The 24,868-nt window shown below is 69.8% G+C and carries 20 protein-coding genes and 1 riboswitch; of the genes, 13 read left to right on the top strand and 7 right to left on the bottom strand.

Annotation, left to right across the window (positions count from 1 at the left end; genetic code table 11):
* Positions 1-17 precede the first annotated feature (17 nt).
* The 8 genes from ABZ098_RS25595 (at position 18) to ABZ098_RS25560 (ending at position 7,541) form a co-directional block, all read left to right on the top strand.
* Entirely contained in the window at positions 18-860 is an 843-nt protein-coding gene (locus ABZ098_RS25595; protein ID WP_356594831.1) for a M24 family metallopeptidase, read from the top strand.
* Positions 857-2,614: an SDR family oxidoreductase gene (locus ABZ098_RS25590; RefSeq protein WP_356594829.1), complete on the top strand. Its 1,758-nt coding sequence runs from the start codon at positions 857-859 to the stop codon at positions 2,612-2,614. Before ABZ098_RS25595 ends, ABZ098_RS25590 begins: the two co-directional genes overlap by 4 nt.
* Positions 2,611-3,480 (top strand): metal-dependent hydrolase, encoded by an 870-nt coding sequence (locus tag ABZ098_RS25585; protein ID WP_356594827.1) that lies wholly within the window; start codon positions 2,611-2,613, stop codon positions 3,478-3,480. The genes ABZ098_RS25590 and ABZ098_RS25585 overlap by 4 nt, the downstream gene beginning before the upstream one ends.
* Positions 3,477-4,415: a MerR family transcriptional regulator gene (locus ABZ098_RS25580; protein ID WP_356594825.1), complete on the top strand. Its 939-nt coding sequence runs from the start codon at positions 3,477-3,479 to the stop codon at positions 4,413-4,415. Before ABZ098_RS25585 ends, ABZ098_RS25580 begins: the two co-directional genes overlap by 4 nt.
* Positions 4,416-4,537: 122 nt before the next feature.
* A complete protein-coding gene (locus tag ABZ098_RS25575; protein ID WP_356594823.1) occupies positions 4,538-5,110 on the top strand; it encodes an RNA 2'-phosphotransferase in 573 nt (190 codons plus the stop codon).
* Between the two features lie 52 nt (positions 5,111-5,162).
* The gene (locus ABZ098_RS25570; RefSeq protein WP_356594821.1) at positions 5,163-5,618 is read left to right on the top strand and encodes a hypothetical protein; all 456 of its coding nucleotides are present in this window, start codon (positions 5,163-5,165) and stop codon (positions 5,616-5,618) included.
* Between the two features lie 52 nt (positions 5,619-5,670).
* Entirely contained in the window at positions 5,671-6,573 is a 903-nt protein-coding gene (locus ABZ098_RS25565) for an LLM class flavin-dependent oxidoreductase (RefSeq protein WP_356594819.1), read from the top strand.
* 83 nt (positions 6,574-6,656) lie between these two features.
* Positions 6,657-7,541 (top strand): Cof-type HAD-IIB family hydrolase, encoded by an 885-nt coding sequence (locus tag ABZ098_RS25560; protein ID WP_356594817.1) that lies wholly within the window; start codon positions 6,657-6,659, stop codon positions 7,539-7,541.
* 40 nt (positions 7,542-7,581) lie between these two features.
* On the opposite strand, the gene ABZ098_RS25555 is transcribed toward ABZ098_RS25560, so the two are convergent.
* From ABZ098_RS25555 to hisC, 5 genes are all read right to left on the bottom strand, one after another.
* The gene (locus ABZ098_RS25555; protein ID WP_356594816.1) at positions 7,582-8,640 is read right to left on the bottom strand and encodes a M23 family metallopeptidase; all 1,059 of its coding nucleotides are present in this window, start codon (positions 8,638-8,640) and stop codon (positions 7,582-7,584) included.
* Between the two features lie 121 nt (positions 8,641-8,761).
* On the bottom strand, positions 8,762-12,256 hold the full coding sequence (gene cydD / locus ABZ098_RS25550; RefSeq protein ID WP_356594814.1) for a thiol reductant ABC exporter subunit CydD: 3,495 nt from the start codon (positions 12,254-12,256) through the stop codon (positions 8,762-8,764).
* A gap of 59 nt (positions 12,257-12,315) precedes the next feature.
* Entirely contained in the window at positions 12,316-13,320 is a 1,005-nt protein-coding gene (gene cydB, locus ABZ098_RS25545; RefSeq protein WP_356594812.1) for a cytochrome d ubiquinol oxidase subunit II, read from the bottom strand.
* A gap of 18 nt (positions 13,321-13,338) precedes the next feature.
* Positions 13,339-14,847 carry a cytochrome ubiquinol oxidase subunit I gene (locus ABZ098_RS25540; RefSeq protein WP_356594810.1) on the bottom strand — a complete coding sequence of 503 codons (1,509 nt, stop codon included), beginning with the start codon at positions 14,845-14,847 and terminating at the stop codon, positions 13,339-13,341.
* A gap of 185 nt (positions 14,848-15,032) precedes the next feature.
* Positions 15,033-16,112, bottom strand: a complete 1,080-nt coding sequence (gene hisC / locus ABZ098_RS25535) for a histidinol-phosphate transaminase (RefSeq protein ID WP_356594808.1) — start codon at positions 16,110-16,112, stop codon at positions 15,033-15,035.
* A 441-nt stretch (positions 16,113-16,553) separates the two neighbouring features.
* Here hisC and ABZ098_RS25530 point away from each other — a divergent pair, with 441 nt between their 5' ends.
* The 5 genes from ABZ098_RS25530 (at position 16,554) to ABZ098_RS25510 (ending at position 21,587) form a co-directional block, all read left to right on the top strand.
* On the top strand, positions 16,554-17,666 hold the full coding sequence (locus tag ABZ098_RS25530; protein WP_078959685.1) for a LacI family DNA-binding transcriptional regulator: 1,113 nt from the start codon (positions 16,554-16,556) through the stop codon (positions 17,664-17,666).
* A 202-nt stretch (positions 17,667-17,868) separates the two neighbouring features.
* On the top strand, positions 17,869-18,933 hold the full coding sequence (locus ABZ098_RS25525) for a metallophosphoesterase (protein WP_356594806.1): 1,065 nt from the start codon (positions 17,869-17,871) through the stop codon (positions 18,931-18,933).
* A gap of 193 nt (positions 18,934-19,126) precedes the next feature.
* Positions 19,127-19,990, top strand: a complete 864-nt coding sequence (locus tag ABZ098_RS25520) for a hypothetical protein (protein WP_356594804.1) — start codon at positions 19,127-19,129, stop codon at positions 19,988-19,990.
* Between the two features lie 241 nt (positions 19,991-20,231).
* On the top strand, positions 20,232-20,822 hold the full coding sequence (locus tag ABZ098_RS25515; RefSeq protein WP_356594802.1) for a DUF4240 domain-containing protein: 591 nt from the start codon (positions 20,232-20,234) through the stop codon (positions 20,820-20,822).
* A 201-nt stretch (positions 20,823-21,023) separates the two neighbouring features.
* A complete protein-coding gene (locus ABZ098_RS25510) occupies positions 21,024-21,587 on the top strand; it encodes a hypothetical protein (RefSeq protein ID WP_356594800.1) in 564 nt (187 codons plus the stop codon).
* Between the two features lie 163 nt (positions 21,588-21,750).
* On the opposite strand, the gene ABZ098_RS25505 is transcribed toward ABZ098_RS25510, so the two are convergent.
* The gene (locus ABZ098_RS25505; protein ID WP_356594798.1) at positions 21,751-22,761 is read right to left on the bottom strand and encodes a hypothetical protein; all 1,011 of its coding nucleotides are present in this window, start codon (positions 22,759-22,761) and stop codon (positions 21,751-21,753) included.
* Between the two features lie 84 nt (positions 22,762-22,845).
* Positions 22,846-24,633 (bottom strand): phosphomethylpyrimidine synthase ThiC, encoded by a 1,788-nt coding sequence (gene thiC, locus ABZ098_RS25500; protein WP_356594797.1) that lies wholly within the window; start codon positions 24,631-24,633, stop codon positions 22,846-22,848.
* Positions 24,626-24,815, bottom strand: a riboswitch (TPP riboswitch). Its footprint overlaps the gene before it by 8 nt.
* Positions 24,816-24,868 lie beyond the last annotated feature (53 nt).

Genomic DNA, 24,868 nt, shown 5'->3' with positions numbered 1-24,868 from the left:
ACGGGGACGAGGCGGCAATGGCGACAGCAGTGAACGGCGAACTCTCCGCCCGATTGCGGGGATTCAGGCAGGTCCAGCGGCTCGCGTACGACTGCGCCGAGGCGGTCGCGGCCCGTCTGGAGCCCGGTGTGAGCGAGCGGCAGGCCGCCCGGATGCAGCGCGAGTGGCTGCGCGAGCGGGGTGTACGGGACTGGTTCCATCTGCCTTTCGCCTGGTTCGGGGACCGCACGGCGTTCACCGGCTTCCGCGTTCCGCTCCAGTTCTTCCCCACCGACCGCCGCCTGGAGCCCGGGATGCCGTTCATCCTGGACATGGCCCCCGTGTACGAGGGACACACCGCGGACATCGGCTACTCCGGCTCACTCGGCGTCAACCCCGTCCAGGACCGGCTGATGGCCGACCTGGAGCCGCACCGCGAGCTGATCCTGTGCGAGGTCCGCGAGCGGCGGTCGCTGCGCGAGATCTACGAGGACGTAGACCGCCTCATGGTCCGCCAGGGCTACGCCAACCGGCACCGCGCGTACCCCTTCGGGGTGATCGCCCACAAGGTCGACCGGGTCAGGCAGCGCCGCTGGTCGCCCCACGTCTTCGGGTTCGGCGTCCAGTCCCTGAAGGGCCTGGCGGCCGACGCGCTGCACGGCCACCGCGAGGGCTGGTCGCCCCTGTGGTCGCCGTACCGCTTCTCCGACCACCCCCCGCAGCCGGGCCTGTGGGCGGTCGAACCCCACCTCGGATTCCGGGGCACCGGCGCCAAGTTCGAGGAGATCCTCGTCGTCACCGACTCCAGGGATCCCGAGCAGAGCGCCTTCTGGCTGGACGACGATCTGCCGCACGTGCGGCGCTGGGCGGAGGAGAAGTGACCTTGCTCGAAGGTGCGCGCGAGCGCCGGGTACGGACCGGCGGCGTCGAACTGTCCGTGGCCGAACTGGGCGATGCGGCCCAGCCGACCATGGTCCTGGTGCACGGCTACCCGGACAGCAAGGAGGTCTGGTCCGAGGTCGCCTCCCGCCTCGCCGACCGCTTCCACGTCGTCCTCTACGACGTCCGCGGCCACGGCCGCTCCACGGCACCCCGGCCGCTGCGCGGAGGGTTCACCCTGGAGAAGCTGACGGACGACTTCCTGGCCGTCGCGGACGCCGTCAGCCCGGACCGGCCCGTGCACCTGGTCGGACACGACTGGGGCTCGGTGCAGTCCTGGGAGTTCGTCACCGTCCGGCGCACCGAGGGCCGTATCGCCTCCTTCACCTCGATGTCCGGACCGTCCCTGGACCACTTCGGCCACTGGATCCAGGGCTGCCTCCACCGCCCCACCCCCCGCCGGGTCGGCCAGCTCCTCGGCCAGGGCGCCAGGTCTTGGTACGTGTACGCGCTGCACACCCCCGTCCTGCCCGAATTCGCCTGGCGCGGCCCCCTCGGCAAGGCCTGGCCGCGCGTGCTGGAGCGCGTCGAGAAGGTCCCCGCCGACGGCTACCCGACCGCCTCGCTGCCCGCCGACGCGGCCCACGGCGCCTGGTTGTACCGGGACAACGTCCGGGCCCGGCTGCGCCGCCCGCGCACCGACGCGTACGCACACGCGCCCGTGCAGCTCATCACGCCCCTGGCAGACGCCTTCCTCTCGGAGAAGCTCTACGACGGCCTGGAGCAGTGGGTACCGCAGCTCACCCGGCGCACCCTCCCCGCCAAGCACTGGATCCCCCGCTCCCGGCCCGACCAGCTGTCGGCGTGGATCACCGAGTTCGTGACGTCCGTCGAAGGCGGCCGGACCCCTGTGCGGGCGACCGGGAAGTACGCCGACCGGTTCGGCGGACAGCTCGTCCTCGTCACCGGCGCGGGCAGCGGCATCGGACGGGCCACCGCGTTCGCCTTCGCCGAGGCCGGCGCGCGCGTGGTCGCCGTCGACCGGGACGCCGAGTCCGCCGCCCGCACCGCCGAACTGTCCCGGCTGCTCGGCGCCCCCGCGGCCTGGGCGGAGACCGTCGACGTCTCCGACGAACAGGCCATGGAGAAACTCGCCGCCAAGGTCGCCACCGAGTACGGCGTGGTGGACGTCCTGGTCAACAACGCCGGCATCGGCCTCGGCGGCGCCTTCCTCGACACCACCACCGAAGACTGGAAGAAGGTCCTCGACGTCAACCTGTGGGGCGTCATCCACGGCTGCCGGCTCTTCGGCAAGCAGATGGTCGAGCGCGGACAGGGCGGCCACATCGTGAACACCGCCTCGGCGGCCGCCTACCAGCCCTCCCGGGCGCTGTCCGCCTACGGCACCTCCAAGGCCGCCGTCCTCATGCTCAGCGAGAGCCTGCGCGCGGAACTGGCGGGCCGGGGGATCGGGGTCTCGGCGATCTGCCCCGGCTTCGTCAACACCGCCATCACCTCCACCGCGCGGTTCGCGGGCGTCGACGCCGACGAGGAGAAACGCCGCCAGAAGCGCACCGCCCGCCTCTACAAGCTGCGGAACTACCCGCCCGAGAAGGTCGCCGACGCCATCCTGCGAGCGGTCGTGCGCAACCAGGCCGTCGTACCGGTCACCCCCGAGGCCCGCGGCGCACTCGCCCTGTCCCGGTGGGCGCCGAGAGCACTGCGGGCCATCGCACGGCTGGAGCCGCCGCGGTGAGCCACGAGATCGCCCCGCGCCGGGTGGCCTTCGACTGGTCCCGCACACCCCTGCACTGGATCCCCGGCGAGCCCACCGCCACCCACGTCATCAACGTGCTGCACCTGCTGCTGCCGGCGGGGGAACGCTGGTTCGTGAAGGTCTTCAAGGAGGGCCTGCCGCTGGTCAGGGACCCCGAACTCCGTGCCGACGTCAAGGGGTTCATGGGCCAGGAAGCCACCCACAGCGTCCAGCACACGCACGTGCTGGACCACTTGGCGGCCCAGCGGCTCGACACCGCCGCCTTCACGAAGCACGTCGACTTCCTCTTCGAGCGGCTGCTCGGCGAGCGCCCACCGCTCAACGCGCCCGTCCCCGCGCGCGAATGGCTGCGGTTCCGGTTGTCGGTCGTCGCCGCCGTCGAGCAGTTCACGGCCGTGCTAGGCGACTGGATCCTGGCCGCCGACGGCCTCGACCGCGCCGGCGCCGACGAGGTCATGCTCGACCTGCTGCGCTGGCACGGCGCCGAGGAGGTCGAACACCGCGCGGTCGCCTTCGACATGTACCAGCACTGCGGCGGCACCGGCACACCCCGCTACGCCCGCCGGATCGCGGGCATGGCGGTGACCGCCCCGGTGATGCTGTACCTGTGGGTATGGGGCGCGGCCTACCTCATGCGCCACGATCCACAGCCGGCCGGACGGCTGCGCTACTCCCTCAAGGAGCACGAGAAGGCCGTACGCAAGGGCCTGCTGCCCGCCTGGCGGGAGCTGGGCGCGGCCGTACCGCGATACCTCCGGCGGTCGTATCATCCGTCGCGCGAAGGGTCGTTGAGCCGTGCGGTGGAGTACCTGAAGCGGTCACCGGCGGCGAGGGCGGCCTCGTGAGCGACACCCCCGCCTACCGCATCGAGGACCTCGCCCACCTCAGCGGCGCCACCGTCCGCACCATCCGCGCCTACCAGGACCGCGGGCTGCTCCCCCGCCCCGAGCGCCGCGGCCGCGCCAACATCTACACCGACACCCACCTCGCCCGGCTGCGGCAGATCGCCGACCTCCTCGACCGCGGCTACGGCCTGGCCTCCATCAAGGAGCTCCTGGAGGCCTACGACTCCGGCCGCGGCCTCGGCGGGATCCTCGGGCTGCTCGCCGAGGTCGACGGCCCCTGGACCGACGAGGAGGCCGTCCGGATCACTCGCGCCGAACTGGACGCACGCTTCGGCGGCACCCCCGACGAGACCGCGGTCGCCGAGGCGGTGGACCTCGGTGTGCTGGAACCGGTGCCCGGAGACGAGGGCTCCTTCCTCGTGCCGAGCCCCCAAGAGCTCGCCGTGGCCGTCGAGTTGTACGCGGCCGGGGTGCCGCTGTCCGCGATCTCCGGCCATCTGCGGGAGTTGAGGGGGCAGGTCGAGCACATCGCGTCCCGTTTCCTGGAGTTCACCACCGAGCACGTCTTCGCCCGCTACCTGGAAGGACCTCACCGACCGAGCGACTCCGACGCCACCGAAGCGGCCTCCCTCGTGCGACGGCTGCGGCCCCTCGCGCAGCAGACCGTGGACGCCGAACTCGCCCGCGCGATGCGGCTGTTGGCGGTACGGCAGTTGCGGCAGCACCTCGGTGCCACGGAGACGCCCGAGGAGCGTCCGGTGCCACGTTCCGTGACCGTGCCCGAGGAGACGATGCGGGCCGTGGAGGAGCTTGTCGGGGCGGAGCGGGTGGCGGAGTTCTTTGTGCTGGCGGCTGAACGGGAGGTGCGAGCACGGAAGTTGGATGCGCTCACGTCAAGTGGACGCCCCCCACTTGATTTTGACGAAGAGGGCTGACATGACAGGGAGTTGTCCACAGAAACCCCAAGTAGCCTGTGGATAACTACAGTTGGTTGTGGATCAAACATCCGGGTCAAAATCATTCGCGTGATTCACGTCTCTCCCGGCACCCTGGCGGGATGAACGAGAACAAGCCACGCGAGGGGGACGAGAGACGCACCGTGAAGGTGTCGAAGTACCTCTCGAAGCATCTGCGCCACCAGCCCGAACGGATCGGGCTCACGCTCGACGAGGCCGGCTGGGTCGAGATCGACGTGCTGATCGCCGCGGCCACCGCGCACGGCTTCCGCTTCACCCGGGACGAGCTGGGCCACGTGGTCGCCGCCAACGACAAGCAGCGCTTCGCGATCGACGGCACCCGCATCCGCGCCAGCCAGGGCCACAGCATCGACGTCGACCTCGGCCTGCCACCCGCGACCCCGCCGCCGTACCTCTACCACGGCACGGTGGGCCGCTACCTGGACGCGATCCGCGCCGAGGGACTGCGCCCCATGAACCGGCACGACGTGCACCTGTCGGCCGACCGCGAGACCGCGACCCGGGTCGGCGCCCGCCGCGGGCGTCCCGTCGTGCTCTCCGTGGACGCTCAGGCCATGCACCGCGACGGCCACGTCTTCCACGTGAGCGCGAACGGGGTGTGGCTGACCCAGACCGTGCCGCCCCGCTATCTGCGGTTTCCCCAGTCGCACTGAACCCGTCGCATCGAACCCGTCGCACTGAACCCGGTGGGAGATGATCGGCGCCATGGACCACGGCAGGAACCACCTCCCCACCACCGAGGCCGCCGTCACCGCGCTCCGCGCCCTCGCCGCCGAGTACAACCTCGCCATCGAGGTGACCCATGACATCGGCGCCGACCAGACCTCCCGCCGCAGCGCCGCGGGCGTGGGCGTCACCACCGACCCGGACGGCACCCTGCCCCACGAGGCGTACGTCGAGCTCGGCGGCCGGCCCCAGGTGGATGTGCGCCTGTTCCCGGACGACGACGCCCTGATCACCGTCGACGGAGTCGAGTGCCCCGACATCGCCCGCGACGACGTCCCCGCGTTCCTCCGCGCCCTGTACGAGGGCCACGCCTGGGTGAAGACGCGCCGCTTCCCGCCCAGCCACTTCCTGATGGTGCCGCTCCCGGGCGACCGCGTGCACAAGGAGTTCATCCCGGTGGGCCTCAGCCCCTGGCTCAGCGGCCGCGCACGGTGACCGTGAGTCACTGTTTCACGTGAAACACGGCCCGGCGCATACGCTCGGACACATGAGCCTGCGTCTGAGCACCGTGATCCTCCCCCACCGCCGCTGGAACGAGGGGGGCCGCGAGACATGGCAGCGCGCGGAGCAGCTCGGCTTCCACACCGGATACACCTACGACCACCTGTCCTGGCGCACCTTCCGCGACGGGCCCTGGTTCGGTGCCGTGCCCACCCTGACCGGCGCCGCGGGCATCACCGACCGGCTGCGTCTGGGCACCCTGGTGACCTCGCCGAACTTCCGGCACCCGGTGACCCTCGCCAAAGAACTGATCACCCTCGACGACATCTCCGGTGGCCGGGTCACCCTCGGCATCGGCGCGGGCGGCACCGGATTCGACGCCACCGCACTCGGCCAGGACCCGTGGAGCCCGCGTGAGCGTGCCGACCGGCTCGCCGAGTTCGTCCCGCTGCTCGACCGCCTGCTCAGCGAGGACTCCGTGTCCTACGAGGGCGACTTCTACTCGGCGCACGAGGCCCGCAACATCCCCGGCTGCGTCCAGCGGCCCCGGCTGCCCTTCGCCGTGGCCGCCACCGGGCCGCGCGGCCTGAAGCTGGCCGCCCGCCACGGGCAGGCGTGGGTGACCACGGGTGATCCGAAGCTGTACGAGAACGGCACGCCCGAGCAGTCCGTCCAGGCCCTCCGCGGCCAGGTCGACCGGCTCACCGACGCCTGCGCGGCGCTCGGCCGGGACGTGAACACCCTGGACAAGATCCTTCTCACCGGTTTCACCCCCGACCGCGGCCGTCCGCTGGAGTCCCTCGACGCTTTCGTCGACTTCGCGGGCCGCCACCGGGAGCTCGGTTTCACGGAGCTCGTGATCCACTGGCCGATCCCCGACTCGGACTTCGCCGCCGAGGAGAAGGTCTTCGAGCAGATCGCCATGGAGGCACCGGCACAGTTGCGCTGAGACAACGGCACAGAGACGCATGAGGCCGGCCCCGCGTCGCCAATGTCTCACCTGTGCGGGCACCTCCACGGTCGTGCACGCGTATGCGGGAGAATGAGCGGGTGACCTCAGCGACTCGACAGCACGAGACCCCGGCCGCCGACATACCGCCGCGCCTGATCGCCACCGATCTCGACGGCACTCTGCTGCGCGACGACAAGTCCGTGTCCCCACGCACGGTCGCGGCCCTCGCCGCCGCCGAGAAGGCCGGCATCGAGGTCTTCTTCGTCACCGGTCGCCCGGCCCGCTGGATGGACGTCGTCAGCGACCACGTGCACGGCCACGGCCTCGCCATCTGCGGCAACGGCGCCGCAGTGGTCGACCTGCACGGCGGCCCCGGCGCCCACCGGTTCGTGAAGGTGCGCGCGCTGGCCCGGGAGAACGCGCTGGACGCCGTACGGCTGCTGCGGGAGGCGGCGCCGGGCACGGTGTACGCGGTGGAGCAGACGTACGGCTTCTACCAGGAGCCGGACTATCCCAAGCTGCACATGGAGATCCCGGACCACCTCGCGCCCGCCGAGGAACTGCTGGCCGAGGACGGTGCCGGTGCCGCCGAGCCGGTGCTGAAGATCCTCGCCTACCACCCCTCGATCGACCCGGACGCCTTCCTCACCCTCTCCCGCCTGGCCATCGGCGAGCGTGCCAACGTCACGCGGTCCAGCCCCAGCGCCCTGCTGGAGATCAGCGGCCCCGGCGTCTCCAAGGCCAGCACACTCGCCCTGTGCTGCGCCGAGCGCGGTATCTCGCACGAGCAGGTCGTCGCCTTCGGGGACATGCCCAACGACGTCGAGATGCTCACCTGGGCGGGCCAGTCGTACGCGATGGGCAACGCCCACCCCGACGTGATCGCGGCGGCCTCGGGCCGGACTGTCGCCAACAACGACGACGGGGTGGCCGTCGTGATCGAGCGGATGCTGGAGCGGCTGTAGAGGGAGTGGCGGCCCGGCCGAGAAACACTCCGCACCCGGTTCAGCCGACCGCCGCCCCGCGCGCCGCCAGCCACGGCACCGGGTCCACCGCCGAGCCCGTCTCGGCAGTGACCCGCACCTCGAAGTGCAGGTGCGGGCCGGTCGAGTTGCCGCTGGTGCCCGACTGACCGATCCACTGCCCGGGTGCGACGCTCTGCCCCTGGTCGACGGTGACGGCGGCGAGATGGGCGTACTGCGTGTAGTAGCCGTCCGTGTGCTCGATCACGATCTCGATGCCGAAGGCGCCGCCGCAGGACACCTTCACCACCCGGCCCGCGCCCACCGCCCGCACCGGCGTCCCGATCGGCACCGCGAAGTCCTGCCCGGTGTGCCGGTTCGCCCACCGCGAGCCGCCACTGCCGAACCCGGCGGACAGGTCGTACGCGGCCACCGGAGTGACCCAGGCGCCCCCCGCGGCCCGCGGCGGCTGATCCAGGCGTACGGCACCCCGGCACGAGCCGGCCGCCACAGAGGCGTCGGCCCGTCCCTGCAACTGCCCGCGGGCCTCTTCGAGTGTCCGCTCGATGTCCTGCTTCAACGCGGCGAGTTCGGCGCTGCGCCGCTCCAGCCTGCGCCGGGCCGTCGCGGCCTTCGCCTCGTCCGCCGCGAGCCGGGCCTCGGCCCGACGGCTCTTCTCGACCGCGTTGTCGACGGCCAGCGCCGTCCGGGAGAAGACATGCCGGCCCTGCATGAGTGCGGCGGGGTCGCGCGCGAAGATGATCTGCGCGGTGAGCGGGAGACCGCCGCCGTCGCGGTACTGGGCCCGGGCGATACGTCCGAGCCCCTCACGCAGCACGGCGATCTCCCGGCGTTCGCGGCCGAGCAGGTCCTCCAACCACTGCGCCCGCGCCCGCTGCGCCTGAGCCTCCTGGCGCCCCGCCTCGTACCGCTGGGTCGCCAGCGCCGCCTCCTGATACAGCCGCAACACCTGCGCGCCGACCTCCGAGTCACCGTTCTCGCGGCGCTCCACAGCGGCGGCGTCCACGGGGTGGGCCGCCAGGACCGCGAACGCGCACAGCAGAGCCGGAACGCGCAGTGGACGACGGCAAGGTGATCGCATGTCAGCGATCCTGTCCCGGACGCCCGGACGCGGTCCTGTTCAAGGCGTACGGCCGGGGGACAGGTTGCTGCGCACGGGTCATTGCGGCGCCGACCGCACGATCGTCGCACCGCCACCGTCCTCAGCGTGCCGCCACCAGCAGCTCCGACTCCGCTTCCCGCTCGGCCATCCTCCGCAACGGCCCCTCCACACCGGCCAACTCCGCGTAGGAACCCCGCTGCACGACCCGACCCTCGTCGAGTACGACCACCTCGTCCACCGACTCCAGTCCCGCCAGGCGGTGCGTGATGAGGAGTGTCGTACGGCCCTCGGTGGCGGCCAGCAGGTCGGCGGTGAGCGCGTCGGCGGTGGGCAGGTCGAGATGCTCGGCGGGTTCGTCCAGCACGAGGACGGGGAAGTCGGCGAGCAGCGCCCGGGCCAGCGCGAGCCGCTGGCGCTGGCCTCCGGACAGCCAGGCCCCGTGCTCGCCGACCAGGGTGTCCAGCCCGTCGGGCAGGCCCTCTGCCCAGTCGAGCAGACGGGCCCGCCGCAGCGCGTCCCGCAGCTCCTCCTCGCTCGCGTCCTTCCTGGCGAGGAGCAGGTTCTCGCGCACCGAGCTGTCGAAGAGGTGGGCGTCCTGGGCGCACAGTCCCACCAGCCGCCGTACGTCGTCGCTGTGCAGCCCGTAGGCTTCCACGCCGCCCAGGGTGTAGGTGCCGGCGTCCGCGTCCAGGAAGCGCAGCAGCACCTGCGCTAGGGTCGTCTTGCCGGATCCGGAGGCGCCGACCACGGCGATCCTCCTGCCCTCGGCGAGGGTGAGGTCGAGGCCCGCGAGCGCGTCTCGGTCCTGGCCCTCGTGGCGGGTGGTGACTCCCTTGAGGACGACGGGGAACGGTGAGGCGGGCGCCTGCCGGGCGTGCTCCGGCTCCCGTACCGGCTCGGGCGCGTCCAGCACCTCGTGGACGCGTTCCGCGCTCCTGCGCACCCGCTGGCGGTACTGCACGGCGAGCGGCAGCCCGAGGACGGCCTCGAAGGCCGCCAGCGGGGTGAGGACGACGACGGCCATGGCGACCCCGCCGAGCCGACCGGAGGCGACCGCCTGCGCGCCGACGAGGGCGGTCGCGGTGACGGTCAGACCGCAGATCAGGGCGGTGAGGCCGTCACCGAGTGCGGTGGCCGTGGCGGCGCGGGAGGCGATCCGGGTGAGGACGCCGTCGGCCCGCCGAGCCTCGGCGGTACGGGCGGGCAGGGCACCGGCGACGGTCAACTCCGCGGTCCCGGTGAGGAGATCGGTCACACGGGTCGACAGTTCCCCGCGGGCGGGGGCGAGCCTGCGTTCGGCGCGGCGGGCCACGGCTCCGGTGACGAGCGGGACCCCGACACCGGCGGCCAGCAGACCCACGGTCAGCGCGGCGCCCGCCTCCGGCAGCAGCCAGGCCGTGAAACCCACGGAAGCGGCCGACACCACGACGGCGGCACCGGCGGGCAGCAGCCAGCGCAGCCAGTAGTCCTGGAGGGCGTCCACATCGGAGACGAGCCGCGAGAGCAGATCACCCCGGCGGGTCGTCCGCAGACCGGCGGGCGCCAGCCGCTCCAGGCGCCGGTACACGGAGACCCGGGTGTCGGCGAGCATGCGCAGCACGGCGTCGTGGGACACCAGCCGCTCCGCGTACCGGAACACGGCCCGCCCGATCCCGAAGGCCCGGGTCGCCGTCACGGCCACCATCAGGTACAGCACGGGCGGCTGCTGCGAGGCCCGCGAGATCAGCCACCCCGAGGTGGCCATCAGTCCCACGGCGCTGCCGAGGGCGAGGCTGCCGAGCAGCAGCGCGAGCGCGAGTCGGCCTCGCCGGGGACCGGACATGGCACGGACCCGGGCGAGAACACCGCGCGCCTCTGCCGCCCGCTCGGTCGTTCCGGGCTCGGCCGAAGCCGGGTCGCCGTCTCCCTCCTCGACCGTGCGTGCCGCGGACGTCCTGACCATGGCGTCCGCGGGAGCCGGTGCCGCGGGCTCCGTCAGCCGCACCACCCGGTCCGCCACCTGGAGCAACGCCGGCCGGTGCACCACCAGCAGCACGGTCCGCCCGGCCGCCAGCCGCCGTACCGCTTCCACGATCTCCGCCTCGGTCGCCCCGTCGAGCGCCGCCGTCGGCTCGTCCAGGAGCAGTACCGGCCGGTCCGCGAGGAACGCCCGGGCCAGCGCGAGCCGTTGCCGCTGTCCGGCGGACAGCCCGGCTCCGTCCTCGCCGAGCACGGTGTCGGTCCCGAGAGGAAGAGCGTCGACGAACCCCAACGCTCCGGCATCCCCCAACGCCCGCCGTACTGCGGTCTCGTCGGCGTCGGGTCGTGCCAGCCGTACGTTCTCGGCGATCGTCCCGGCGAAGAGCTGCGGCCGCTGCGGCACCCACGCGATGCGTGACCGCCACTCCGTCAGGTCGGCCTCGGCGAGATCGGTTCCTCCGATCCGCACCCGCCCCTCGGCCGGCCGCACGAATCCCAGCAGGACGTTCAGCAGTGTCGACTTGCCCGCCCCGCTGGGCCCGACCAGCGCGACCGTCTCACCGGGGGCGACCTCGAAGGACACGTCCGTGACGGCGTCCCCGGAACGCCCGGGGTACCTGACCGTGACCTGCTCGAAGGCCAGCGCACCGGCGGGCACCGCGGCCGTGCCTGCTGCCGGTGCCGGCGTCTCCAGCACCGAGAAGATCTCCTCGGCGGCCGCCAGCCCCTCCGCGGCCGCGTGGTACTGCGCACCCACCTGCCGCAGAGGCAGATACGCCTCGGGGGCCAGGATGAGGATGACCAGTCCGTCGTACAGGTGCATCTCGCCGTGGACGAGACGCATCCCGATCGTCACGGCGACCAGCGCCACCGACAGCGTCGACAGCAACTCGAGGGCGAAGGAGGAGATGAAGGCGATCCGCAGCGTCCGCATGGTCGCCTGCCGGTACTCGCCGGTGATCCGCCGGATCGACTCGGCCTGCGCCTTGGCCCGGCCGAACACCTTCAGGGTCGGCAGTCCCGCGACGACGTCCAGGAAGTGCCCCGACAAGCGGGACAGCAGTTGCCACTGGCGGTCCATCCGGGACTGCGTGGCCCAGCCGATCAGCACCATGAAGACCGGGATGAGGGGCAGGGTCCCGACGATGATGGCCGCCGAGACCCAGTCCTCGGTCACGATCCGCGCCAGCACCGCCACCGGCACGACCATCGCGAGCCCCAACTGCGGGAGGTAGCGCGAGAAGTAGTCGTCGAGGGCGTCGACTCCCCTGGTGGCGAGGGCGACCAATGACCCCGTCCGCTGCCCGCTCAGCCAGCCGGGCCCCAGCGCGGTGGCCCGCTCCAGGAGCCGTCCCCGCAGCTCCGACTTCACCGCCGCGCTCGCCCGGTGCGCGGCGAGTTCGGTGAGCCACGAAACAGACCCACGGCCCACGGCGACGGCAGCCAACAGCAGCAGGGGAGTGCGGAGTTCGGCGACCGCCAGACCGTGCTGGAACGCACCGACCACGATCTCGGCGATGAGCATCGCCTGAGCGATCACCAGCAGGGCCCCGATGCCGCCCAGGCCGACGACGGCCACCAGGAAGAGACGGGTGGCCCGGGCGTATCGGAGCAGTCGCGGGTCGATCGGTTTCACGTGAAACACACCCTCTTCTCAAGGGGCATGTTTCACGTGAAACATGCCCCATATCGGGCTCAGTGCACAGGTTCGGCGATGTGCTGCGTGCCGATCCGCTTGCGGAACACCCAGTAGGTCCAGCCCTGGTAGAGCAGGACGATCGGCGTGGCGATCCCCGCGCACCAGGTCATGATCTTCAGGGTGTACGGGCTCGACGAGGCGTTGGTGACCGTCAGGCTCCAGTCCGCGTCGAGCGAGGACGGCATGACGTTCGGGAAGAGCGTCAGGAAGAGCATGGCCACGGCGGCCACGATGGTGATGCCCGACAGCGCGAACGACCAGCCCTCCCGGCCGGCCTGGTTGGCCACCAGGGCGGCGACCAGCGCGGCCACGGCCACCACCAGCGCGACCAGGCTCTTGGCGTCACCGCTGTCGATCTGCGTCCAGAGCAGGAAGATCAGCGCCAGCGCGGCCGTGACGAGACCGACCCGGGTGGCCAGCTTCCGCGCCCGCTCCCGGATCTCCCCGACGGTCTTCAGGGCCGTGAACACCGTTCCGTGGAAGGTGAACAGGGTCAGTGTCACCAGTCCGCCGAGCAGGGCGTACGGGTTGAACAGGTCCCAGAGGGAACCGACGTACTCGAAGTGCTGGTCGATCTTCACGCCGTGCACGATGTTGCCGAAGGCCACGCCCCACAGGAACGCGGGGATGAGCGAGGTCCAGAAGATCGCGGTCTCCCAGTTGCGCTGCCAGTTCTCCTCGGGCCGCTTGGCCCGGTACTCGAAGGCGACACCCCGGACGATCAGGCAGACCAGGATGACCAGCAGCGGCAGGTAGAAGCCGGAGAAGAGGGTGGCGTACCAGTCGGGGAAGGCGGCGAAGGTCGCGCCGCCCGCCGTCAGCAGCCACACCTCGTTGCCGTCCCAGACGGGGCCGATGGTGTTGATCAGGACGCGCTTCTCGGCCCGGTCGCGGGCGAGCAGCTTGGTGAGGACACCGACTCCGAAGTCGAAGCCCTCCAGGAAGAAGTAGCCGGTCCACAGGACGGCGATGAGCACGAACCAGACGTCGTGAAGTTCCATGACTCGATCTCCCTCGGCCTAGTACGAGAAGGCCATCGGCTTGTCGGCGTCACTCGTGTCGCCGCCGATCTTCGTGGGCGGGTTGAGGTCGGCCTCGGTGAGCTCGGGCGGGCCGGCCTTGACGTACTTCACGAGCAGCTTGACCTCGACGACGGCGAGGATGGCGTACAGGGTCGTGAAGACGAGCATCGAGATGAGGACCTCGGCCTGCGAGACGCCGGGGGAGACCGCGTGCCGGGTCTGCAGGACGCCGTAGACGACCCAGGGCTGGCGGCCCATCTCGGTGAAGATCCAGCCCCAGGAGTTGGCGATCAGGGGGAAGCCCAGGGTCCAGATCGCCACGAGCCAGTAGAGCCTGCCGAGCTTGGGGCTGAGGGCCTTGTTCTTGAAGAGGACCAGGTGCGGCACCTCGTCGTCGGCGACCCTCAGGTGCTGGGGAAGCATGAACTTCTTGCGGGTCAACCAGAGTCCGGCGAGACCGATGGCGAAGGACGCCATGCCGAAGCCGATCATCCAGCGGAAGGCCCAGAAGGTGACGGGGATGTTGGGCCGGTAGTCGCCCGGCCCGTACTTCTGCTGCTCGGCCTTGTTGACGTCGTTGATGCCGGGGACGAACGAGGTGAAGTCGTCGTCGGCGAGGAAGGACAGCAGGCCCGGGATCTCGATGGCCACGGTGTTGTGGCCCTTCTCGACGTCACCGTAGGCGAAGATCGAGAAGGGTGCCGAGTCCTGGCCGTCCCACAGGGCCTCGGCGGCCGCCATCTTCATGGGCTGCTGCTTGAACATGACCTTGCCGAGGGTGTCACCGCTGATCGCGGTGAGCATGCCGGCGATGACCACGGTGACCAGGCCGAGGCGCAGCGAGGTCTTCATCACGGGGATGTGCTTCTTGCGGAAGAGGTGGAAGGCCGCGATGCCGACCATGAAGGCGCCGCCGGTCAGGAAAGTGGCCGACATGGTGTGGAAGACCTGGGCGAGCGTGGTGTTCTGGGTCAGCACCGCCCAGAAGTCGGTGAGCTCGGCGCGGCCCCTCGTCTTGTTGATCCGGTAGCCGACCGGGTGCTGCATCCACGAGTTGGCCGCGAGGATGAAGTACGCCGACAGGATCGTGCCGATCGAGACCATCCAGATGCAGGCCAGGTGGATCTTCTTGGGCAGCTTGTCCCAGCCGAAGATCCACAGGCCGATGAAGGTCGACTCGAAGAAGAAGGCGATCAGGGCCTCGAAGGCGAGCGGGGCGCCGAAGACGTCGCCGACGAAGCGCGAGTAGTCGGACCAGTTCATCCCGAACTGGAACTCCTGCACGATGCCGGTGACCACACCCATCGCGATGTTGATCAGGAAGAGCTTGCCCCAGAACTTGGTGGCCCTCAGGTACTTCTCGTTCTCCGTGCGCACCCAGGCGGTCTGGAGGCCCGCCGTGAGGGCGGCCAGGGAGATCGTCAGGGGGACGAACAGGAAGTGGTAGACGGTGGTGATGCCGAACTGCCAGCGCGCCAGGGTCTCCGGCGCCAGAGCCAGGTCCACGTCGCCGCTCCTTACCTCACAGGCTTGTGGAACAAATGCGTGCGAAGCGTCCGCTTGTGAAAGCGTTCACATTCACAAGCTAGTATGCCGTACCTGCTTTCGATAAACGAAGGGGGGTCCCCGATCACCTTCGGGGACCCCCTGCCGAACTGCCGTGACCTGCGGAGACGCCAGGCCGGTGTGAGCTACAGCTCCTTGCGGAAGCCTTCCGCCGCCTTCAGGAAGATGTCGTTCGCCTCGGCCTCGCCGACGGTCACGCGCACACCCTCGCCCGCGAAGGGCCGTACGACCACACCGTGCTGCTCGCACGCGGCGGCGAAGTCGACCGTGCGCTCCCCCAGCCGCAGCCAGACGAAGTTGGCCTGTGTCTCGGGCACCGTCCAGCCCTGGGCCCGCAGCCCCTCCACCACCCGGTTGCGCTCGCAGACCAGCGAGCCGACCCGGCCCAGGAGCTCGTCCTCGGCCCGCAGCGAGGCGATCGCGGCCTCCTGCGCGAGCTGGCTCACCCCGAAGGGCACCGCCGTCTTGCGCAGCGCCGCGGCCACCGGCTCGTGGGCGATCGCGAAGCCGACCCTGAGCCCCGCCAGGCCGTACGCCTTGGAGAAGGTGCGCAGCACGCAGACGTTCGGGCGCGTGCGGTACAGCTCCACGCCGTCCGGCACCTCGGGGTCACGGATGAACTCGCGGTAGGCCTCGTCCAGCACCACCAGCACATCACTGGGCACCCGGTCGAGGAACCGTTCCAGCTCGGCCCGCTTCACGACCGTGCCCGTCGGGTTGTTGGGGTTGCACACGAAGATCAGCCGGGTCCGCTCGGTGATCGCGTCGGCCATCGCGTCCAGGTCGTGCACATCACCCGCCGTCAGCGGCACCTTCACCGAGGTGGCGCCGCTGATCTGCGTGATGATCGGGTACGCCTCGAAGGACCGCCACGCGTAGATCACCTCGTCGCCCGGCCCCGAGGTCGCCTGGACCAACTGCTGGGCGACACCGACCGAGCCGGTGCCGGTGGCCAGGTGGGAGAGCGGGACACCGAAGCGCTCGGACAACTCGTTCATCAGGCCCGTGCAGGCCATGTCCGGGTAGCGGTTGAAGGAGGAGACCGCTGCCGTGACGGTCTCCAGCACACCCGGCAGCGGCGGATAGGGGTTCTCGTTGGAGGACAGCTTGTAGGCCACCGGACCGCCGGCGGCGGCGGGCTTGCCCGGCTTGTACGTGGGAATACCCTCCAGCTCGGCGCGCAGCTTGGGGCTTGTCTCGCTCACCGCAGTCCTCCTCATGACCACCGACCCATGACCACCGACACATGTATGGCGGCCGACTCCGGCAGCCGGCTTCCAATACTGCTCACCTTATGAGGATTGGGCCCCGGTGCGTACAGGTGAGAACCAACCTCATCGGCTCACAGGCATCAGGGGCATCACCGTACGAAGCCAGACGAAACAGGGGGCGCGGTCACATATATCTATGCGCCGGTGGCTCGCGCCGTAGCGCGCGTCACCCGTGAAGGTGAGTTGAGACCTCTTCGAAACATCGGGGGCTTGGCAGGCTCATGCGTGCCGACAAGTTACGTAGTGCCATTGGATCGTTTAACTGGCTTTGTTTCAAAGGCAGTTGGCATCAGATGACCTTGCAGAAACGTGCCTGTCAACGCGTGCATATGCGTCCGCCCTACCCCACCGCATGAGCCCTACTATCGGCTCGCCATGACAGCAGCAGGGAAGCACCAGGTGAGCCGCGCGGAAACCTCACGTCGAGGCAGTCGGCCGGGCCGGGCGGGCATCAGAGACGTGGCCGCCGCCGCCGGAGTCTCCATCACGACCGTCTCCGACGCCCTGAACGGCAAGGGCAGGCTCCCGGACGCCACCCGCCGCCATGTCAGGGAGGTCGCCGACCGACTGGGCTACCGGCCCTCGGCCGCGGCCAGAACCCTCCGTACCGGCAAGTCGGGGCTCATCGGCCTGACCGTGACGACGTACGGGGATGAACCTTTCACCTTCACCGAGTTCGCGTACTTCGCCGAGATGGCGCGGGCCGCCACCTCCGCCGCGCTCGCCCGCGGTTACGCCCTCGTCATCCTGCCGGCGACCTCCCGCCACGACGTGTGGTCGAACGTCGCCCTGGACGGCACGGTGGTCATCGACCCGTCCGACCAGGACCCGGTCGTCAGCGAACTGGTCCGGCAGGGCCTGCCGGTGGTCTCCGACGGCCGCCCGGCCGGCGCGCTCCCGGTCACCGCCTGGGTCGACAACGACCACGAGGCCGCCGTCCTCGGCATCCTCGACCACCTGGCCGACGCCGGCGCCCGCCGCATCGGCCTGCTGACCGGGACCACGACGGACACGTACACCCATCTGTCGACCACCGCGTACCTGCGCTGGTGCGAGCGGGTGGGACAAGACCCGGTCTACGAGGCCTACCCCGCGCACGACCCGTGCGCGGGCGCCGTCGCCGCCGACCGGCTGCTCGCCCGCCCGGACCGGCCCGACGCCGTCTACGGCCTGTTCGACCCGAACGGCACCGACCTGCTGGCCGCCGCCCGCCGCTACGGGCTGCGCGTCCCGGACGACCTGCTCATCGTCTGCTGCAGCGAGTCCACCGTGTACGCCAGCACCGAGCCGCCCGTCACCACGCTCTCCCTCAAGCCCCGCCGCATCGGCACGGCCGTGATCCAGCTCCTGATCGACGCCATCGAAGGGGTCGAATCGGACCAACCGGTCGAGCAGGTGATACCGACGGAGCTGATCGTGCGCACCTCCTCCCAGCGGCGCGCCCCGCGCACCACGGTCAGCCCACCGCGGTCGCCCGAGGAGGAGTAGCCGGGAAATGGCCGGGCGGGGGTCGAAGCCCGGCCCAATCGGGGCGAATGCCGCGGTGAACAGGAGTCTTGCTCCGATTCACCACCCCTGGGTCATCACATGGCGCGATCCGCATTCCTATGATGGGCCCACGACACCGCGGGGCCGCTGCGACCAGGCAGTCCGAAGCGGTGCAGATGCGGCGCGATGGTGGAGGGGTCTGATGACTCAGGGGGCCGGTCAGGGACCCGAGGTGGAGCGCACGGCGGTGCTGCGCGACTTCCGGGTGCCCGCGTACGTCAACGAGACCGGTCCGTACGGCCACAGCACGCACCCCGGAGACGTCGTCCCGGCCCATGAGGAGGCCTACCCGGAGGGGTACACCCCCACCGAGCAGGACCTGCCGGTCATCGACCACGGTGACGGACTCCAGGCGGCCGCCGACCCCGCCGCACAGCCGGAGGAGGGGCCCGGTCCGCTGTTCGTCGTCGGCGACGTCCACGGCTACCTCGACGAACTGATGGCCGCACTCCACGAGAAGGGCCTGGTCGACGCCGCGGGCAACTGGTGCGCGGGCACCGCCCGGCTGTGGTTCCTCGGCGACTTCACCGACCGCGGTCCCGACGGCATCGGCGTGATCGACCTGGTGATGCGGTTGTCCGCGGAGGCCGCCGCGGCGGGCGGCTACTGCAAGGCCCTCATGGGCAACCACGAGCTGCTGCTGATCGGCGCCAAGCGCTTCGGTGACACCCCCGTCAACTCCGGCGCGGGCACCGCCACCTTCCAGGCGGCCTGGCTGCTCAACGGCGGGCAGAAGACCGACATGGACCGCCTCCAGGACCACCACCTCCAGTGGATGTCCCGCCTCGACGCGGTCGAGGAGGTCGACGGTCATCTCCTCGTCCACTCCGACACCACCGCCTATCTCGACTACGGCGACTCGATCGAGGCGGTCAACGACACCGTCCGCGAGACGATCACGCGCAACGACGCGGACGAGGTGTGGGACCTGTTCCGCAAGTTCACCAAGCGCTTCTCCTTCCGCGACGAAGGCGGCGCCGACCATGTGCGCTCCCTGCTCGACACGTACGGCGGCACCCGCATCGTCCACGGCCACAGCCCGATCCCCTATCTGCTCGGCGAAGTGGGCTCCGAGGACGACAAGGAGGAATCGGGTCCGGTGGTCGAGGGACCGCACGTCTACGCCGACGGACTGGCCATCGCGATGGACGGCGGCGTGACCATGGCCGGAAAACTGCTGGTCCAGCAACTGCCTCTGGATATCTGAACCTTCACGGGGCAGACGTTCCCCCGGGACGGACCGACCGTCGACCGCGCAGGCCAGGGGCCAATTTCTGGAAACCCCCTGTCACCGTGTGCCGTGACCGCTCTACCATCTGCTTATCCGTAGCAGGCTCCCCTCCGTTTCTGCCCGACGGCTCGTTGGCATGCGAGCCCCAAGCCCTACGGAGCATCGGGGGATGCACATGAACAGCGTTCCGCAGCACCTGCACAGCGAGGACCGCCAGGAGTACGAGCGGATCCTCGATGAGGCGCTGCGCTCCGCACCACACCGTCCCGAACTGGCCGCGGTCGGACAGCGGCTGAATCCCGAACAGTTGCGCACCATGGCGCTCAACGCCACCGCACTCATCACCGCGGCTGCGGCGACCGAGTACCAGCACTACGTGAAGGTCCGCGAGGAACAGCGCCGCCCCGCGACGCCGTCCACCCTGTCGTCCGTGCACGAACCCGGCCCCGCCGATTCGGGCACGGGTGCGATGGGGCTCGCCACCACCATGGGAGAGGTCGCCGAGACCGCCGGTGCGGGCGCCGTCGCCGTCGCCGCCGTCCTGACGCCCGTTCTCGCCGGAATCGCCGCGGCGATCTTCCTGCTCGTGGGCTACATCCTCCAGATGCTCAGCCCCCCGCCGGCGTTCGCCCACGCCATGATCACCATCGGATGGGTGTTCGGCGCCCTGACCGCGGCCGCGATCCTCGTCGCCGCAGTCGGCCTGCTGATCACCGCGCTGCACAACCGCCCTTCGCCGGACGCCGGGTACGGCGAACTGAGCGAGGAGGTGGCACGGGCCAGGGACGCCTGGCGCGAGGCCCTGCTGGAACGCGGCCTCCTCCCCTTCCTCAGGGACGCCCTGGCCGACCCCGGCACCGCCGCACTGCACCACACGGCACCGCCCGCCCCGACCAGCCGGATGCCCAGCCTCGGCTACGACCGCCCGGGCTTCAGCAGTCCGGACGAGGGAGCCTCCGGTGCCCGCCCGAGCTTCACCAGCCCGGACTACACCAGCCCGGACTTCGGGGGGCCGGAACACCAGCCGGAATGACACCCGGCACAGCCCCTCGGCTTGCGCCCCCACCACGGGGAGCGCAAGCCGAAGACCCGCCTGCGTCGGTCGGCGATCGGCTTACGTGAGTCGGCGATCGGCGGATGGACCCGGTTGGCCGCCGCACCCCGAACTCCTTCGCCTTCTGGGCCGTGCCCTCCGCGATCTCCTCAGGAGACGCCCCAGAGAAGCTCAGCCGGACCTCGGCCACTGTCATACCGAGATGGCACAGTCCGGCCCCATGAACATTGATCGGTTCTGGAACATCATCGAATCCGCGCGATCTTCGGCCGCCGTCTCCCGGGTGCGCTTCGACGACGCTCTGGTGGACCTCCTGACCGGGTGCCCTCCGAAAGAGATCCTGGAGTACGCCGAGCGATTCGACGAGGTACACGACGCTCTGTACCGGTGGGATGTCTGGGCGGCGGCGTATCTCATGGGCGGCGGCTGCTCCGACGACAGCTTCATGGACTTTCGAGCAGGCGTGATCGCGCTGGGGCGGGACTGGTACGAGCGCGTTGCGCTGAGTCCGGACAGCCTCGCCGGGCACCCCGCTGTCATCGAAGCCGCGAGCGAACACGACGACGAAGCACTGTTCTACGAGGACGTTAACTACGCGGCCAGCGGGGCTTTTACCCGCCTCACAGGTAACCCCGACTCCTTCTACGAGGCCTGGGCCGAATACCGGCCGACGGACAAGCAGAACTCCGACGCAGCGGACATGGGGGAAGACTTCGACTTCGACGACGCGGACGAGATGCATCGGCGCCTGCCCCGTCTGGCACGGCTGTACCTCGAAGCCGGCGACTGGCTGAAGCGGCGCACCACGTAGTATCTGCCCCTCATTTACGGCTCTGGGGGGTACATGCCAACGAGGAAGTCACTGCCGAGAACACCGAGCGTCTTCATGTTCGGCGCACTGCTGGCTGGATCAGTGTGCGTGAGCGCCTGCGGTGCGGACCGGGAGCCGAGTACCTCTGCAACGTCTCCGCAGGCGCATGCCTCCGTCCCGAGGACTGGGCGCTTGTTGAGCGTGAGCGAGCTCAGGACCCTCACCTTCCGGGAGGGTGAGGTGCCCCAGGCCTACGAGGGTGCGATCCCCGTCCTCGATCGTGAGCCGGAGACCGACCGCTCGACGTTACCTCCTGTCTCGGACCCGGCATGCGAGCAGGTCTTGGACATCGCCGACGCCGACGGCGCGTCCTCTGCCGTGCATCAGACCTTCAATTGGAAGGACAACATCTTCCCCGGCGGATCGACCCTCGCCTCGTACAAGGGGACGGAAGCACAAGCCGCCTTCAACCGACTTGGCGAGGGTCTCAAGGCGTGCAGAACCTTTACGGGGACCGGCTACACCGGCAAGTACCGATCGGAACTGGCAGTCGAGAGCTCACCTCGCGTCGGGGACGAGGCCGTGCGCTACAGCCTCACGTCTCCGACGAACGACGGCAGTGTCCGCCACGACGATCACGTGGTGGTCCGTGTGGGCAGCGTCATCGCAGTGTTCAGCGCGATGGAGATCGACAAGCGGGCAGCCTTCCCACCTGATCTCATCGCAAAGCAAGTTGAGCGCCTGCAGAACGCTCAACGGCAGTGAGCAGCAGACGGTGCTCCAGGGGCGCCACACCGTGGAGCACCGTCTCCCCTCGTCAGTCGGCTGTCGGCAGGGAGACCCGGCTGCTGGCCGCGAACTCCTTCGCCTTCTGGAGCGTCCCTTCAGCAACCTGCTCAGGAGACGTCCGTTCAGCCGCGCGCGGGTTTCAGTCCTGCGGGGGCAGTGGTGATTGCTTCCTTTCCGGCAGAGTGATGATCGCGATGCTCTCCGGCTGGGCTATGGCCAGGCGGGTGCCATCCGGGTGCAGGGCCGCAACGGGCGTCGGAATGTGCGTGACCCCGTAGCTGCCCTCTCTCCGAGGCACCTTCACAGTCGGCCATTCCGCCACCACGGCACCTGTCGTGACATCGATCAGCCGCGGATGCCCGTGCAGCGAGACGACCGTGTCGCCACGGGCGAGCAGAGTGCCGATGCTGAAATCGACCCTGCTGCGGTGGATCCACCGCCCTGCGGAGAGCGACCACACGCCCAACTCCCTAGGACCCAGGGCAGGCCTCTCCTCGTCGTCGAGAAACTCGCCATCGGTCGCCACGGCCAGGCGGTCACCGTCGAGCCAGCAGGCCGAGACGACCTCCGCGTCGATGCCCGGGGCCGAGGGCAGCACGCCACGGCCATCGAGCACGGAAGGGTCCGTCAACGCACTGGCCAGGTCGAAGACTTCGACGACCCCGTACGGATGCCACACCCAGCCCGCCGACAGCAGGTGTCTCCCGTCCGGGCTCACCGCCAGCCGCGAGTGGAACACGTCCTTCGGATCACGTTCACCACTGGTGAGCCACTCTCCCGACTCCGCGTCCTCGATCTCGAGGATGTTGTACTCCTCCGGGCAGTGGACCAGAACCTCGCGGCCGTCCTGCAACGTCCCGAGTGCCACCGGATAGTCGAAAACTTCAGCTTGGTAGTAGCTGCGGTTCAGCTCACGGATGAGCTGATCACCGTCGAACAGCAGTGCCTTGGTACCACGCTCGGCATAGACGACGGAGTAGCGGCCGGACGGGGAGACGACGCTCCGGTCGAAGGAAAACGCATAGCGGACCGAGGCACTCTGCTCCACTCCGTCAGTACCCCATCGGCGGCCACCATCCACCAGGTCGACCAGATCATCGCCGTCCCACACCAGCGACTGTGCTTCAGCCGTCACCTTCAGAACGATCAAGACTCCCCCTCATCTCATCCCCGAACGCACGATGGCGCTGCCCCGAAGGCACCCTCCCTCCGGAACAGCGCCAATCTACGGACGTCAGTCCGCCAGCGGCAGGTACACGCGATTACCGCTCGCCGCGAACTCCTTCGACTTCTGGGCCATGCCCTCCTCGATCTCCTCCTGACTGCCGCCGTGACGGCGGCGGATGTCCTGAGAGATCTTCATCGAGCAGAACTTCGGCCCGCACATGGAGCAGAAGTGAGCCGTCTTGGCCGGCTCGGCCGGGAGGGTCTCGTCGTGGAACTCCCGGGCCGTGTCGGGGTCGAGGGCCAGGTTGAACTGGTCCTCCCAGCGGAACTCGAAGCGGGCGTCGGAGAGGGCGTCGTCCCACTCCTGGGCGCCCGGGTGTCCCTTGGCGAGGTCGGCCGCGTGGGCCGCGATCTTGTAGGTGATGACACCCGTCTTGACGTCGTCCCGGTTGGGCAGGCCCAGGTGCTCCTTGGGCGTGACGTAGCAGAGCATCGCGGTGCCCCACCAGGCGATCATCGCGGCGCCGATGCCGGAGGTGATGTGGTCGTAGGCCGGCGCGACGTCGGTGGTCAGCGGGCCGAGCGTATAGAACGGAGCTTCATCGCAGATCTCCTGCTGAAGGTCGATGTTCTCCTTGATCTTGTGCATCGGAACGTGTCCCGGGCCCTCGATCATGGTCTGTACGTTGAAACGCTTCGCGATCCGGTTGAGTTCCCCGAGCGTGCGCAACTCCGCGAACTGGGCCTCGTCGTTGGCGTCCGCGATCGAACCGGGCCTGAGGCCGTCGCCCAGCGAGTACGTGACGTCGTAGGCGGCGAGGATCTCGCACAGTTCCTCGAAGTTCTCGTACAGGAACGACTCCTTGTGGTGCGCCAGGCACCACGCCGCCATGATCGAGCCGCCACGCGAGACGATGCCCGTCTTGCGGTTGGCCGTCAGTGGTACGTACGGCAGGCGTACGCCCGCGTGGACCGTCATGTAGTCCACGCCCTGCTCGGCCTGTTCGATGACCGTGTCCTTGTAGATCTCCCAGGTCAGCTCCTCGGCGCGGCCGTCGACCTTCTCCAGCGCCTGGTAGAGCGGCACCGTCCCGATGGGGACCGGGGAGTTGCGCAGCACCCACTCGCGGGTGGTGTGGATGTTGCGGCCGGTGGACAGGTCCATGACCGTGTCGGCACCCCAGCGGGTCGCCCAGGTCATCTTCTCGACCTCCTCCTCGATGGAGGAGGTCACCGCGGAATTGCCGATGTTGGCGTTGACCTTCACCAGGAACCGCTTGCCGATGATCATCGGCTCGATCTCCGGGTGGTTGACGTTCGCCGGCAGCACCGCACGGCCCGCCGCGATCTCCTCCCGCACGACCTCGGGAGAAACGTTCTCCCGGATGGCCACGTACTCCATCTCGGGCGTGATCTCGCCGCGGCGGGCGTAGGCGAGCTGTGTGACCGCCTTGCCGTCGCGGCTACGGCGAGGCTGGCGGGCACGTCCCGGAAAGACCGCGTCCAGGTTACGGAGGCCGCCCCGAGGTGAGGTGTGCTTGATCCCGTCGTCCTCGGGGCGCACGGGCCGGCCCGCGTACTCCTCGGTGTCCCCGCGAGCGATGATCCAATTCTCCCGCAGCGGCACCAGGCCCCGGCGGACGTCCGTCTCGGCGAGCGGATCGGTGTACGGGCCCGAGGTGTCGTACAGCGTGACCGACTGCCCGTTGGTGAGGTGCACCTGGCGGACCGGCACCCGCAGATCGGGGCGCGAGCCCTCGATGTACGCCTTGTGCCAGCCGATGGACTTCCCGGCCTCCGTGTCGAGCTGGTCGTTCTGCTCGGAGGCAGGCGTGCGCGCGTCCTTGATGGTCATGAGACCTACTCCCTACGCCGGCATTACCCGGTAACAGGTTCGGCGGTCGACGCAGCGGTTTCCGTCCGCCGACGTTTCGTGGGGAACGTCACTCGCTTGAAGTGACGTTCCACGTGAAACATCGCTGGGACGGAGGTCAGCGCCCTCTCAGCCCGGTGCTCCGAGCTCCCGCGTGTACAAAAGGTGCCACCACGCTAGCGTCAATTCGGGCGCGGTGAACAGAGGGCCCCTGTCG

This window comes from Streptomyces sp. NPDC006335 (assembly GCF_040612795.1).
Taxonomy (GTDB): Bacteria; Actinomycetota; Actinomycetes; order Streptomycetales; family Streptomycetaceae; genus Streptomyces.
Note: the sequence above shows the minus strand (reverse complement) of the source record. Positions and strands in the feature narration are given on the sequence as shown.

What these genes read in the sequence shown, in the direction of transcription:
- ABZ098_RS25595 (WP_356594831.1), top strand. Translation starts at nt 18, where the DNA reads ATGGCGACAGCAGTGAACGGCGAACTCTCCGCCCGATTGCGGGGATTC.
- ABZ098_RS25575 (WP_356594823.1), top strand. Translation starts at nt 4,538, where the DNA reads ATGAACGAGAACAAGCCACGCGAGGGGGACGAGAGACGCACCGTGAAG.
- ABZ098_RS25570 (WP_356594821.1), top strand. Translation starts at nt 5,163, where the DNA reads ATGGACCACGGCAGGAACCACCTCCCCACCACCGAGGCCGCCGTCACC.
- ABZ098_RS25565 (WP_356594819.1), top strand. Translation starts at nt 5,671, where the DNA reads ATGAGCCTGCGTCTGAGCACCGTGATCCTCCCCCACCGCCGCTGGAAC.
- ABZ098_RS25560 (WP_356594817.1), top strand. Translation starts at nt 6,657, where the DNA reads ATGCGGGAGAATGAGCGGGTGACCTCAGCGACTCGACAGCACGAGACC.
- ABZ098_RS25555 (WP_356594816.1), bottom strand. Translation starts at nt 8,640, where the DNA reads ATGCGATCACCTTGCCGTCGTCCACTGCGCGTTCCGGCTCTGCTGTGC.
- cydB (WP_356594812.1), bottom strand. Translation starts at nt 13,320, where the DNA reads ATGGAACTTCACGACGTCTGGTTCGTGCTCATCGCCGTCCTGTGGACC.
- ABZ098_RS25530 (WP_078959685.1), top strand. Translation starts at nt 16,554, where the DNA reads ATGACAGCAGCAGGGAAGCACCAGGTGAGCCGCGCGGAAACCTCACGT.
- ABZ098_RS25525 (WP_356594806.1), top strand. Translation starts at nt 17,869, where the DNA reads ATGACTCAGGGGGCCGGTCAGGGACCCGAGGTGGAGCGCACGGCGGTG.
- ABZ098_RS25520 (WP_356594804.1), top strand. Translation starts at nt 19,127, where the DNA reads ATGCACATGAACAGCGTTCCGCAGCACCTGCACAGCGAGGACCGCCAG.
- ABZ098_RS25515 (WP_356594802.1), top strand. Translation starts at nt 20,232, where the DNA reads ATGAACATTGATCGGTTCTGGAACATCATCGAATCCGCGCGATCTTCG.
- thiC (WP_356594797.1), bottom strand. Translation starts at nt 24,633, where the DNA reads ATGACCATCAAGGACGCGCGCACGCCTGCCTCCGAGCAGAACGACCAG.